This is a genomic window from Lactonifactor sp. BIOML-A5, assembly GCF_009677585.1.
Classification (GTDB): domain Bacteria; phylum Bacillota; class Clostridia; order Lachnospirales; family Lachnospiraceae; genus Lactonifactor.
In genome coordinates, this window is the sequence record NZ_WKYV01000043.1 from 1 (window position 1) to 13510 (window position 13510).

The following is a 13510-nucleotide window of genomic DNA, read 5'->3' on the forward strand; positions in this document are numbered from 1 at the left end:
TCAAAATGGACGATTAAAAGTTTAATAGGGATAGTATGCGCTTTTTTGGCTATCCGATGGTTTTTGTTTCATAGTAAATAAGCCAAGGGATTTTCAGTTAAGTAAACCTCTCAGCTATGTAAAAATTATTGTTTTGTTAATCTTTCTTCATTTTCGTACATTTCATAAAATATACTAATTCCATTCCGTATATAATCAGATAGCTCTTTCTTTTTATCCAAACCAACTAAATATTTTACGAAGGTCTTTTTCTCCTCCAATGATTTTCCTATGGTATCACTACTTAAGTTTAGCATTAACGACAAATTCTGATTAAATGTTTTTGTTGGATCATATCTATTTTTATTCGCAAATAATTGGGTAATGATATCAATTACAGTTACTACATTGTTTTCCTCAAATCCAAGTAACTGTACAATATCTATTTTTTCTTCATCATATTTCTTCAATTTGGCGTGAAGTGAATCAACTTCACGTTTCAAGATATTGATAGATAAAACCATTGTTGACATTATCATTTCAATCCTACTTACAAAAACTTTCCACAATTCAACAGTCATATCTTGTGGTTGAATAGTAACAAAAGCAGCTTTTTTATTATCATCAAGAGAGTATACACCAAAAGAAGTTTCCGACTTACTTCCATCAACATGATATAAGTAAAGTTCAAAAAACAATATATTTTGAGTTAAAGAACTAACATCCGGAGATTTGCAAATTTTCACTCTATATGAAATTGTTTTCCATAAGTCAAAAACCACATATCTATACCCATCAATATCATCATATTGAAAAAAAGCATTTGTTCCTACTTCTGAAAGCTGGTCAATCGCAGTATAGTAGTTTCCATCAATTATAATATCAACTGGACAAACTTCACTTTTACCCAATATATAATTCACTATTTCACTATTTTCCTTTATGAGTTCTTCTATATGGTTCACATAACAGTACCATTCATAAGCCATTTTAGCTACGCTATGAACTGCATAAAATCCAAGAAAATTATCAGAAGAAACCGTTTTATGAATCGTAACATCACTTATATTAACGGTAGAAATGTCTTGTCCCTTACTAATTTTCTCTATCTTTGGCATAGGTGCCATTATAACTTTTTTTCCGTCATCATCAAATCCAGACACAACATTTTTAGGAGCATATAGTGCTTCCCTTGTACTAATTTTTACATTATGCATCTCTGTTCCATCTACTGATATATCTGCCATATACTGAATAGGTTTTCCGTCACGTGTAGAAAAACCCAAGTGATTCCTAAAAAAGTCTAAGTCACCAACAAATTTTTTTTCGTAATTATCGTTAGTTAACGCATTATGCGTTTTACATACAAAAGATTTAGTTAACTTTGCACCTGTAATTGCATATGTGATTATATCAGATGAGGTAAGTTCTGTTTCTGAATTACAATAAATACATTTCATGATAATATCTCCGTTCTATTTATTTCACTTCATTCCAAAAATCTTCCCATATATTTTCTATTGCAATTTTATCACACGTTAGAAATTCTTTCTATCTCTCCAATTTAATAAAGTGATGTCAAAAACGAATTTATTTCACTTGACTCATCTTATACTTTTTTGTAAACTGTAAATGTACATTAAGTTAGCAACAGGTCTTGGTTCGATTCCAAGTATCGCTACCATAATAGGATTACTGTTTAATTCTATCGTTTCAGGTCTAATCTATGATACATTTAAATTTGTGTTGATGGAGGGAACAGATACTATGAAAGAAATCTTATTTTTAGGTCTAGGTGGTTGCGGCGATATAGTGTAAAGGTAGCACGTAGTTAATAAGCACTACCCTAGACCTCCAATTATTCTGAGAACTCCATGCGGAGTTCTCTTTTATATTTTCTTATGAAATTAGCCACATCAGCACTCACGCCGGCACCGCCTTTTTTCAGTCAGTTCGCTATAAAACCCCTGCCTTTTTTGCCCGATTTTTCCCTCGATTTTTCCCTCGATTTTTCGCTAAAAATCACTATATCTTGTGATTTAACCCCTCTATTTTCCTTTCAAACCACAATTCCGCATCATTATTACCGACTCGACATGCCTTGAGGAGACAATAAGTATGCTGCCAAGACCTAACAGTTCCTTGGCGGCAACACATCTTCCGTCATAAATGAGACCTATTCATCTATTTTTCTTCAAGCTTTTTAATGGTATCTGTATTGATTTGTTCTATGGTTTTCAATTGTCTGATTGCCAATTCATTTAGCAATTTTAATCGCTCCCCCTGCGGCTTTCCTTGCTCAATTAGAATAGCATTATAGCTTTCCATATTAGACAAGACAAGTAGCTGGTTTAGTGTAGCATCATCTCGCATATTGCCAGCTTTACCGGGGTTTTGCTCTCGCCATTCTTTTGCGGTAATACCAAATAATGCAACATTCAGCACATCTGCTTCACTGGCGTAAGTAACGGATATCTGATACGGCGTCAGCTGCGGCGGAATAAGATTCCCCTTAATTGCATCTGTGTGAATTCTGTAATTCAGTTTTGCAATTTCACGGTTTAAATTCCAATTTAATGAAAGGCGGCTACTATCATCACTTTTCAATCGTTGATAGTCTTTAATGATATACAATTCAAACTCAGGGGAAAGCCATGCTGCAAATTTTAATGCAATATCTTTATGTGCAAAAGTTGCAGCATATCTTCCTTGCTTTGAGGTCATTCCAATTGCAGCTGTCGTTTCAATCCAACGCTTCGGTGTAAGCACAAAAGCATTACGACCTGCTTCTCGGTCAATTCCCTCGAATTCGAGGGAATTGAAATCAGGGTTATGTATTCGCTCCCAAATCCCCAAATATTCAACTGTGTTACGATTACGCATCCAATTATTAATCACATCACTTGGATAATCTGCATTTTTATAGCGTGCAATATCCGTCAATGATAAAAATTCATCTTGAAAATTATGTGTATATATGGTTATATCTACACCTTTAGCATGAATAGTTTCTTTTACAGGCTTTTTCATAGTGATTTTCCTCTCATGTTTATTCGCTAATCTACACACTTTATTTTATATCTTTTTTTGCCTTATTACAACATCAACCTTCTTGTTCTAATAATTGCAAAGACTAAAGCCCTCGACACGCACCAAAGGCTTTAGTCTTAGCAATCACAGCATAGGAGTGGGGAACACCCCCACTCCTATTTTACTGCCTATTCATAGTAGTCTACTTCCTGTTTCACCACAATCCCCGAGTGGAATTGTATCTCCAGCCTCATGCCCTTATGCACTTTGATGGAGGATATGAGCCGTTTTACAAGGTCTTGGTCGAACTCTCGCACCTGTGGGTTTACTGTAGTAATCGCTTTGTCCAGCTGATCCACACGCTCCTTATAGTTTTCCGCCTGTTTCTGTGCCTGCACCATTTGGATTTTTGCTGTTTTCAGTTCATTTATCTGCTCGAATAGCTGCTTATATTCCGCATCAAAATCCTCGCTGACAGCTCCTTGCTTTGCGTTATTTTCTATGAGTACCAGCATTTGCTGTTGCAGCTTTTCTATCTGCTCGTCATATTCCGTTGTAACTCCTTGAGTACTGTAGCTGCCGATGACTCTGATGACATTTTCTCGGAAGGTGCCTATAAATTCACCTGTATTTTCCACCACACTGTTTATCGCTGTCATGATGGCATCGTGGAGCTGTTCCTCTTTTAAGGTCGGTGAGTTCTGACATCTTGATTTTTTGCCTTGTTTAAGCCTATCTTCACATCGCCACACTGCTGATTTTTCACCGTATTTGCTCCATATCTGCCTGCGGTAGGCGTGTCCACATTCCGCACAGACCATGAGGTCGGTCAGTATGTATTTGGAGCTGTATTTGCTTTTTTCTTTTTCCTCTTTGCTTTTCTTTCGGGTTACCGCCGCTTTATTCAGGGATGCTCTACGGAGTTTTTCCTCCTGCACCTGATGGAACAGCTCCTTGGGTATGATAGCTTCATGATTATCTTCGATATAGTACTGTCTGACATAGCCGTCATTTTTGACCTTTTTCTTGGTGAGAAAATCTACGGTATAGGTTTTCTGCATACAGGCATCCCCACACAGCTTCTCGTTTGAGAGCATTTTGTCTATGGTTCCTGGGTGCCAGTGGTCAAGACCTGTCACTGTTTTAATGCCATCTCGCTGCAATCCTCGGGCGATGTTGATGATACTGCTGCCCTCCAGATATTCTCGGAAAATCCGCTTGACGATGACTGCTTCTTCCGGCACTATCACAAGGTTTCCGTCCTCGTCTTTGGTGTAGCCTAAAAATTTCTTGTGGTTGACAGATATCTGACCATTTTCAAATCTTCTTGTTAATCCCCATCTGGTATTCTCGCTGATGTTACGGCTTTCCTCCTGTGCTTGGCTGCTTAGAATGGTGATGAGCAGCTCGCCACCGCTTTCCATTGTATTCACGCCCTCTTTTTCGAAGATGACGGGGATACTTTTCTCTTTCAGCTTTCGGATATTCTGCAGGGCATCTACTGTATTTCTTGCGAATCTGCTGACCGATTTGGTAAGCACTAAGTCTATTTTTCCTGCAAGGCAGGCATCTATCATGGCATTGAAGTCATCTCGCTTATTGGTCTGCGTGGCACTTTTTCCGTCGTCAGCGAATATACCGGCGCACTTCCAGTTGGGGTTGCTGTTTATTTTATTGGTATAGTAATCTACCTGAGCTTCGTAGCTACCCTCCTGCTGTTCCAGCAAGGTGCTTACTCGGCAGTAGGCGGCTACACGCAAGGTTTTCTGCTCTACTCGAAGCTGTTTATCATATTTCATCTGTGGCGGTATAATCGCCACATTCTTTTTCTGTACTGCCATTAGGCTCATCCTTTCGTTTGTATTCTAAAATTTCGCTGAATTTCAGTCCATTGATAAATTCTGTTTCTATTTTTCCATCTTTGTAGATGGTGATTTTCTTGATAATCTGCACCATCAGTTCTTCATTAAAATCTGCCAGTTCATGGATTTCCTCTATGCTCTCCCTAATCCTTTGGGTAGCATATTGGTAATCATCAATTTTTGAAGCTTTGTAGGTAAGCTCTGCTCGTTTGAAGATAAGCGATGCAAGGTCTGGCGAGGAAAACTGCTCTTGTTCCTCCAATTCCTCAATTTGCACCTCTACCTCTCTTAGCTCCATATCCTTTTTCATAGGTTCTTTACGATAGGGCTTATCCAGCAGATTTCTTTTATGAAGCAGTTTATTGATTGCCGATGTAACAACAGCCTTTATTTCATCCTCAGTATAGAAAAGATTTCTGCATACGACTCTGTTATTATAAATATACTTTTTGCATTTCCAGCGTACCTTTTCCTGCGGCTTACCGCAGTGTTCCACATATTTGCGGTATGGTTCTCCGCACTCTCCGCAAAATATCCTGTTTGTAAAAGCATGGTGGTTATTCATACTGTTAAGCTGTGCCGTTCTCCCTAACTGTGCCGTTTTTTGCTGTCGTTTTTCCTGTGCATGATGGAACAGTTCCTTGGTGATAAGTGGGGGATAAAGGTCATCACCCACGTACTTGATGTTTTGCAGGATTTTCCCCACTGCACCATGCGTCCAGTTGGTTTTATTGTTGGCATTGGGTACATTATTTTCTTTCAGCTCTTTTGAGATGGAAAGTATAGATTTTCCATTTACATATTCGCTGTAAATTTTCTTTACAGTAGCTGATTTTTCCTGTTCAATCTGAATTTTGCCATCTACCATTTTATATCCAATCGGTAAGTGTGTTTGCATTTTGTTTTACCCCCTTGTAATTATTTCTGTCAGTTCAAGGCTATTAATCAGTCGGAAGGTGATATCTCCGTTATTTCCGATTAACACCTTGTCTACGGTATGGATAAATAATTCCTCTTGATATTCCTCCATAATGACAGGGTTATATTTAATAATTTGCAGCAGCCTGTTTGTGCCATCAATTTCTTTTTCATATCCGTTATCATCAAGCAAGGCATTTCGCCGTTTCTTGTATTCTTCGATTTGGACATTCAGAGTATTTTGCTGTTCCATAAAAATAGCAGAGTCTATATATCCCTTTTGCACAACTCTGCTTAGGATACGACTCTGCTCTGTTAATTCCGTTATTTTATTATTCAGCTCAAAAATCTGCACTTCCTGCTCTTGGCTGGTTCTGAGACTTTTTAGTGATTCCAAGAGGGGATAGAGGATTTCGCTGTAGTTGCTGACCAGCTTATTCCACATGGTAAGATAGGCATTCTTGATAATGTCCTCTCTCACTGCTTTCATTTTGCACTTTTTGATGTTCTCAATGTGAGTAATACAAGACCATTGTATTTTCTCGTAGGGTTTGCCGATATAAATTTTTTGCCTGCGAAATATTCCGCCGCATTCTTTGCAGATAATTTTGCTGCTGAATTCATAGCGATTTTGATATTTTCCGCTATCATCCACGCCCATCTGTATTCTGCGGTAGGCATAGATTTCTCGCACTCTTTCTGCCTGCTGCTGTGTGATAATTGCTGGGTGGTTTTCTTTGATAGAATACATTGGCAGTTCGCCATTATTTCGCTTTTTGGTAAAGGGAAGTACCTCTGTCGTATAGGTTTTCTGCATAAGCAGCTCACCCTCATAGATGGGATTTTGCAAAAGCTCCTTTACCACGCTGTCATTCCATTTTTGTGCATTGCGGATGGTGGGAATGTTATCACGGTTTAATTCTTTTGCAATGGTGTAACTACCTTTTCCTGCGAGATATTCATTGAAAATCCTGCGTATGATTTCTGCTTCATCCTCTTTTATGATAAGCTCGCCATCTTCATCCTTGGTGTATCCATATGCCACACATCCGATATTAAAGCTGCCATCTTGGAAGCGTTTTTGGATGCCCCAGCGGTTATTGGTAGAAATACTTTCCGATTCGCCCTGTGCGATGGAGCTTAAAATGGTCAGCATTTGCTCACTCTGCTCTGACATGGTATTGATATTTTCCTTTTCAAAAAATACCGCTATGCCAAGTGCTTTCAGCTTTCGGATGGTTTCTATACTGTCTACCGTATTTCTGGCAAACCTTGTGACGGATTTGGTGATAATCATATCGATATTACCTTTTTCGCATTCCTTTATCATCCGTAAAAATTCATCACGATTTTTCACCTTGGTTGCCGTTTTCGCTTCGTCCGCAAAAATGCCGACATACTCCCAATCTTCTCGACCTTGAATATACTGCTGATAATATTCTGTCTGTGCCACATAGGATGTATGCTGCTTTGCTGAATCGGTACTGACTCGGCAATAGGCACATACCTTTTTCTTCGGCCGTAGTTCTCCAAGAACCTTTTGCCTGATTGGTTCAATGGTTTTCACTTTTTTTATCATCGGATGTCCTCCTTTCCCAGAGGATACCCCTCTGTTAGTAACACACAATACCACAAGCTTTTCTATATAGCTAGTGTTTTTACACATATACTTTTTGAAGTGCCGGAGAGAAGGATTGGCGATTTAGTGCATCAATTTGTGCATATTCAACATCAGATACAATCCCTCTGCGTTTCAGTATCTCAAGCAATTTTAGCGACATTTTATATTCCACTTCTTTTGCTGACTGCACCATATCCATTCGGTGTTCCTCGGCAATATCTGCACCTATTTTCATAATATCTAAACTCATAATAACCCCTCCAATCCAATACACTTTATTTTCTTAATATCACAAAAATAGGGACTGCTCTTTTCGTTTTTGCCCTGCACCCATAATAACTGTGAAGGGAAATAGTTTAGAGCAATCCCCATTGCTTCTAACATTAAGATTTTTCTTCTGCACTTAATTCGACACAACTTCCCAAGTGCTAATGGCGATTTCATAAACCGAAAGTGGCTGGCTTTCGTCATAGGACTTTCACCTCCGCTGGGATCTCCACCGGCTGCCCCCATTGCTTGTGTCTGTGGCTGGGCAGAAGTATCATTGTAGGCTGATGTGGTTTTGGCAAACAATCCGCCGTGAATTGTTTTAAGGTCAGGAGGGTACCGCTATGCACCTTTGAGATTTGGAAATCCCTGTTGGCCGCTTTGATAGGAAAGAAAGAAGTCTGAACGAACTTTAAATATTGTAAGTGACTTCGCATTTCATCTTTTTTCCTACAGGTGGTCTTGGCGCTCCTACCTATGTTGCTTGTCCGTTTCTGGCTCATCAACTAATGTATTTATGAAATCGGATATAAAATTTTCAAAGAACAATCCTGCTTTCAAAAGAAAACAGGGAAGAGAATATATCCCTTCACCTGTTTCCACACTTCTAAGCGATTTTTGAAGTGTGTTTTTTAATTTTTTTCAATAAAATTTTTCAAATTGGCTTTTGCACTATCTACGCTATATTTAACTGCCCTTGCTGAACACCCCTCTATCTTGGCGATTTGCTCGTAAGTAAAGTTCTCAAAGTAGTATAAAATCAACCTTCTTCTCTGAACCTTTGGCAACACATTGATGGCTTTCCACAGCATTTCATTCTGCAGCCGTTCCAGAGCAATTTCCTCCAAGGATTTTGGTCTATTGAGTACTCTCGCGTGCAAAGTCTGCTCAGTTACTTCCGAATACTCCAAGTTTCGCTCATCGGATCGTCTGAGATTGCGTTCCTTGCGGACAAATTTCTAAAACAGCCAATCTGCCACCGTTGGGGCAATCTCAATTTCCACCATCTGATTTTCCGCATTCTGAAAGGATGCATAGTAGTGCTTTTGATCCAGTATTATCTCTATGCGTAGTTTATATGGATTTGTGTTATCAAACATAATTTTCCTCCGTTTTCTGAATTTTGATTTCTTGTCAAAATGTCAGAAGCGGAGGAGAACGACAGCAATATATGTCGCTCTGCATAGTTACTATGTATATGCGAAAAAGCGTCACAACTTCGCTGATAGAAGTTATGACGCTTTTTATATCTCTATGAAATTGTTCTGTTTCTATCCTTGGGGGACAATTTGGACAGGGCATGCAAACACCTCCTTAGAGGAGCTATTCCTGCCCTTTGCACTCATCCGAAGATGGCTGTCATAATCCCTCATTTTATTGAGAAATTGCACCGTATAAAAAAGCAGTGCCAGCAACTTGATTTTCAAGCACCGGCACTGCTTTTTGTGATTTTTATTATTGTTACTCCATAAATAAGGAGCCTTTCAAATATAACAACAACCTTACTAGCATGAAAACTTTACCTTAAATGATTTCCGCACTTTTCGCAAAACCGCGCACCTGAAACGGCGGGAGCTCCGCAGTGAGGACAGAACTTTATTTGCGGAGCAGCCGTATATGTCAGCGGTAAATCCTCATCCGGTGCAGCGTCGGACAGAAACAGCCAGTCAATGTCCTCGCCATCGTTGCATAAGCCGATGGCTCCGGTGGGCGATACCACATAAAAACTGTCCTCGTCTATGGGGTCTTCACTATCGCTCATTTCGGCCAGCGCCAGCAAGCCGTTTAGATTGTATCTGTCTTTGGAAGTTACAAAACTCCAGTGTGTGCAGCGTGTGACGGCAAGCTCCGCCGCCTCCTGCATGGTGTTAAATCTCTCCATTACAGCGATCCTCCTTATTTGAATAACAGGTTATTGCACCGCTTACAGCGGTCGTTTTGTATGGGGTTCATCATAGTGCAGACGTTACAGTAGACGATGCGGTCTTTGGATTTATCGTATTTCTCGTATGTACCGAATCTTGGGTGATACCGCACCCTGTCACCAACGGAGAGATAGTCGTACATATGCCGACCGCTGTCCTTTTCCACGATGGTTTTTTTCTTGCCCGCATCGGTGTTAATGATCGTGGTATATTCCGTATAGGTTCTGTAGTTATCATCCTCGCCGCCTCTATGCTCGCTTTTCTCCTTGCTGTACTGATTTACGACCACGCCCTCCCACATTGGCTGCTTTGTTCTCCATAGCGCCAGCAGGTTGACGATGAGCATGACAATGGCGATGCCCACGCCGATGACAAGAGATTCCCCAAAGGGCATCTCGTCAATCAACAGACCGGCGATGGGAAAGCCGATGAGCGGCACGAACACCAGTATCCACATACAGCCAATAGAGGATTTCTTGTTTTTCTGCGCGGCGGCCAGTATCTCGGGTGAATTACACCTGTCGGAAAAGCCGACCAGTCCCGCGCCGCCAAGTGATGGCGTAGGTGTTGCCGTTTGACGCGGCTCCACCGGCTTCGGCGTTGCCAGATTTATCGCCGCTCCGCAGCCAATGCAAAATTCGGCTCCCTCCGGCAACTCTGCGCCGCAGACCGTACACACACCGGGGGCGTTTGCTTGTATTTTTGCGCCGCAGCTCGAACAGAAAGCCGCGCCCTCCGACAGCTTGTTTCCACAGTTAGGACAAAACATATCCGTATCACTCCTTTGCTCAATAATTTGAGGAGCGGCGGGCTTCCTCGCCGCTAATTTCTTCTTTTTCCCGCGTCTGGCTGTGCGAATGACGAGCAGCAGCAAAAGCAGATAACCGATAGGGGCGAGAATGTGGTAAATAATTGCCACTTCGCCCATCTCGCTAAATTCGCACAGCATGGCGGGCTTATTCACATAAGGTAAAAAGCCAAGGTAACGGATGCGCTGGTCGCGTGTTTCGCCTTCATCCAAGCTCGGCCACGCCTCGTCGCTGCCATATATCACATAGCCCCGGTATTCCTTGCCGTTTGCCATAAACCAATAGCCCTTGGAAACTGTGCGGGAGCGGTTTGGCCCCGCGTTGGTATGGTTCAGCCGTGCCTGATAGCTGTCCACCGTACCCATGACAGAATCGCCCCAAATTGCCAACGCAATGGTGCTGACGCTGGTATACATGGCAAACAGCAGCACGGCGCAAATCAGGATAAGGATGGGCAGTGGGATGTTTTTGCTTGTTTTCTTCTTTGCCATAGTATTTTCCCCTTTTTCAATCTACCCGTACAAAATCAGACCAGAGTGCGCGCAGATATTCTCTTCCATAGTCGCCATCGTCTTTTCCGTACCTGGTCAGGACTACATCTCCCGCGTCGAATGTATCTAATAAGGTCAATTGTCCCGACTTCGCGTCAAAAACATAGGACGTTGAACGATAAGTCGTAGTCGCACTGCCGCCGTAATTGAATCGATAATTACAATTCAAGCTGTCGATGATCTCGATGCTTAGATCAAAATTTTCGTTGCCGCTGTCCGTGCCGTCAGAATAGAGCCTGTTCCAATGACCGTTGAACCACTGTACATCCACCTGCTCCGGGGATTCCGGCATGGCTTCGGGCGATTCCTGCTCAGGCTTTAGGAACATTTCATAAAGCAGTTCTCGCAGATACTCAACTATTTCGTTTATCTCATCCTCAGTATAGTAGTATTTCTCTTCCATCTCCTCCGCCAGCTCCGCAGAGGTTTTATCCTCTCCATCCGGCAGGGACAGACCGGTTTGCTCCAGCTCTTTTTCTATTTCCGCTGGAGTCTTGCCCTCGGTGCTTATCTCGGTCATCGAAGTCTTGGTCTTTCCGTTCTCACCGACGGTGATAAGCCCGCCCATTATTTTGCCGTCGCGCACAAAATCGTGCAGGCTCTCGCCGATGTAGGAGAGTTTATCGATGTTTCCTACTTTGTCCGCCACTTCACCCGAAAATTTAATTCCGCCGGTTAGGATATTGACCCCGCCGGATACGGCGGATATGGGGCCCATAACATCCTTAAAATCATTTGCTGCCATTGTTACTCTGCTGTTCTCGCCGCAGATGATTGTGCTGCCGGTGGAGGCTATATCAACAATAGTGTCCACTCCGCTTATGACCATGCCGCCAGCCTCCAGAATACCGTTGGCAACCCCGCCGCCCGCCACCACGCCTCCTATGTAAAGGCCTGTTTTGCAAACTGTTTTTGTAGCCATAGCAGCGTTTTCAAAGTTTTGCATGGTGTCGCCCTCGGCTGAATATGCCTCTCCCGTCAAGATGTTCTGAGCCATTTGCAGCTGGGCATAGGCCTTTTTCGCATCTGTGCCGAGATTTTCAGCCAGTTGTCTGACCTTTTGCCCAGCGGGGTAGGAGTCGTATTTCTCCGTCAAGTCTTTTGCCCATTTTACAGCGGCATTTTCCTCGGCGGCGTAGGCTGTTGTGATGAGCAAGCCTCCCGACACCGACCTCGCGGCAGTATTGCTCATCGTTGCCTTGGGCGTCTGTTCCGTATTGTGAAAGCCTTCGGCATAATCTGTCAGCTCTGCCGCCTTCGTATTGGCCAAGTCGCACAGTCTCCATGCCTCCAGCGCTTTGGCGGTCATGACCTTCAGCTCGTCGATGCTGCCCCTTTCGTGGTCATATTCAGTCAGAGCGTCAGTCTTAAGGCGAGCAATAATATAAAGCCGTGTTGCCATCGCACCCGCCTGCTCCAAAGCTTCTCGCTCATCAGCTACTGCGGGTAGGAACACGCTGACGCTGTCTCGACTTTTTCCCGACCCACCGCCCACCATAAATCCCGGCCAGCCGTAGAGCGCCACCGCCGCGATCTGTATTAAGAGCAGGACGGACAACACAATGCACAGCGTATTGCGTCCGCCGTTTTTCTTCGGTGCTGCGGCGTTTTTTCGTTTTGGCGGCACAGCGGGCAGGGTGCTTTTTTGAGGCTGTGCCTCGACTATCGGCTGCATAGGCGGCGTAGGTTTCGGCGGTGCCACGGGAGCAGGATTCACAGGCGCATCAAGCACCGCCGCGCCGCATTTGGCGCAGAAGCGAGCGCCGGTATGCAGTTCCTTGCCGCAATTAACACAGTATTTTCCCATCTCTGCACCTCCTTATGGCCGTACCAGCGCTACAAGCGCCGGTATCCCGTCTGGCGTATCCATTGTGCCGACGGCGTATTGCTTTCCATTTTGCTCATAAAACTGCTTCAGGCGTATTGTTCCCGCACCGGACGCCCACAGACCCCCGTTTTCCCACTTGCCGAAAAATACGCCGTCCTCCATATCCGTTTCATCGAAGCTCTCTCCCTCGTTTGACCAAAAAATGCTGTACCAGTCGAGGGTAAGGCTCAGGCTTTCCGGCGTACCCGCAAGGGCGATATTGAGAAACTCCATAGCGCCCGCGTCATATTCGTTATCGGTGTCATAGATAATGAGCGCTTTCCAGCCCCCGGTCAGCGAGCCGATGCTATCAATGATATTTGCGTCGGAGGGAACTCCGTCGTAAGCCACGTCCTCCGTGTACCAGAGAAAGTCCTCCAAATCGGGGCGTTCCTCCGTGGATAAGCTCACACCTGTTTCCTCCGACGATGGAACACCTCCGCTTTCTGCGGACGCGGGCGGCGCTTCATCCTCCGGCGATGGTGTGACGGGCGAAGTTTGCTCCGCCCTCGGCACAGAAGATTCCTTTTCTGCTTCTGCCCGCAGATTGGGCGGTATAGTGAAAATGCCGACGACCAGCATAATCACATTGGCCGCAATAAGTATTGCGGGTAAGATTTTCTTACCTCTGCCCGTAGATGATATGTTGCTTCTCATGGATACACCTCCAGTCTGTCTGCT

General features: G+C 43.3%; 11 protein-coding genes. All 11 read right to left on the bottom strand.

Features of this window, described 5'->3' with window-relative positions:
* Positions 1-125: 125 nt before the first annotated feature.
* The 11 genes from GKG41_RS21770 to GKG41_RS21825 all read right to left on the bottom strand — a co-directional run bounded on the left by GKG41_RS21770 (position 126) and on the right by GKG41_RS21825 (position 13486).
* Positions 126-1439 (bottom strand): hypothetical protein, encoded by a 1314-nt coding sequence (locus tag GKG41_RS21770; RefSeq protein WP_154262353.1) that lies wholly within the window; start codon positions 1437-1439, stop codon positions 126-128.
* 724 nt (positions 1440-2163) lie between these two features.
* A complete protein-coding gene (locus tag GKG41_RS21775; protein WP_133527984.1) occupies positions 2164-3009 on the bottom strand; it encodes a KilA-N domain-containing protein in 846 nt (281 codons plus the stop codon).
* Positions 3010-3197: 188 nt separating this feature from the next.
* Positions 3198-4850, bottom strand: coding sequence for a recombinase family protein (locus GKG41_RS21780; protein WP_154262356.1), 1653 nt, complete (start codon positions 4848-4850; stop codon positions 3198-3200).
* Positions 4798-5769: a recombinase family protein gene (locus GKG41_RS21785; RefSeq protein ID WP_154262359.1), complete on the bottom strand. Its 972-nt coding sequence runs from the start codon at positions 5767-5769 to the stop codon at positions 4798-4800. Before GKG41_RS21785 ends, GKG41_RS21780 begins: the two co-directional genes overlap by 53 nt.
* Before the next feature lie 6 nt (positions 5770-5775).
* The gene (locus GKG41_RS21790) at positions 5776-7368 is read right to left on the bottom strand and encodes a recombinase family protein (RefSeq protein ID WP_154262361.1); all 1593 of its coding nucleotides are present in this window, start codon (positions 7366-7368) and stop codon (positions 5776-5778) included.
* A gap of 79 nt (positions 7369-7447) precedes the next feature.
* Entirely contained in the window at positions 7448-7660 is a 213-nt protein-coding gene (locus GKG41_RS21795) for an SHOCT domain-containing protein (RefSeq protein WP_154262365.1), read from the bottom strand.
* Positions 7661-8636: 976 nt separating this feature from the next.
* A complete protein-coding gene (locus GKG41_RS21805; RefSeq protein WP_154262374.1) occupies positions 8637-8777 on the bottom strand; it encodes a hypothetical protein in 141 nt (46 codons plus the stop codon).
* A 419-nt stretch (positions 8778-9196) separates the two neighbouring features.
* Positions 9197-9559, bottom strand: a complete 363-nt coding sequence (locus tag GKG41_RS21810; protein ID WP_154262377.1) for a zinc ribbon domain-containing protein — start codon at positions 9557-9559, stop codon at positions 9197-9199.
* A 14-nt stretch (positions 9560-9573) separates the two neighbouring features.
* Positions 9574-10902 (bottom strand): zinc-ribbon domain-containing protein, encoded by a 1329-nt coding sequence (locus tag GKG41_RS21815; RefSeq protein ID WP_154262380.1) that lies wholly within the window; start codon positions 10900-10902, stop codon positions 9574-9576.
* Positions 10903-10918: 16 nt separating this feature from the next.
* Positions 10919-12769: a zinc ribbon domain-containing protein gene (locus GKG41_RS23660; RefSeq protein ID WP_226904518.1), complete on the bottom strand. Its 1851-nt coding sequence runs from the start codon at positions 12767-12769 to the stop codon at positions 10919-10921.
* 12 nt (positions 12770-12781) lie between these two features.
* On the bottom strand, positions 12782-13486 hold the full coding sequence (locus tag GKG41_RS21825; RefSeq protein WP_154262383.1) for a hypothetical protein: 705 nt from the start codon (positions 13484-13486) through the stop codon (positions 12782-12784).
* Positions 13487-13510: the final 24 nt, after the last annotated feature.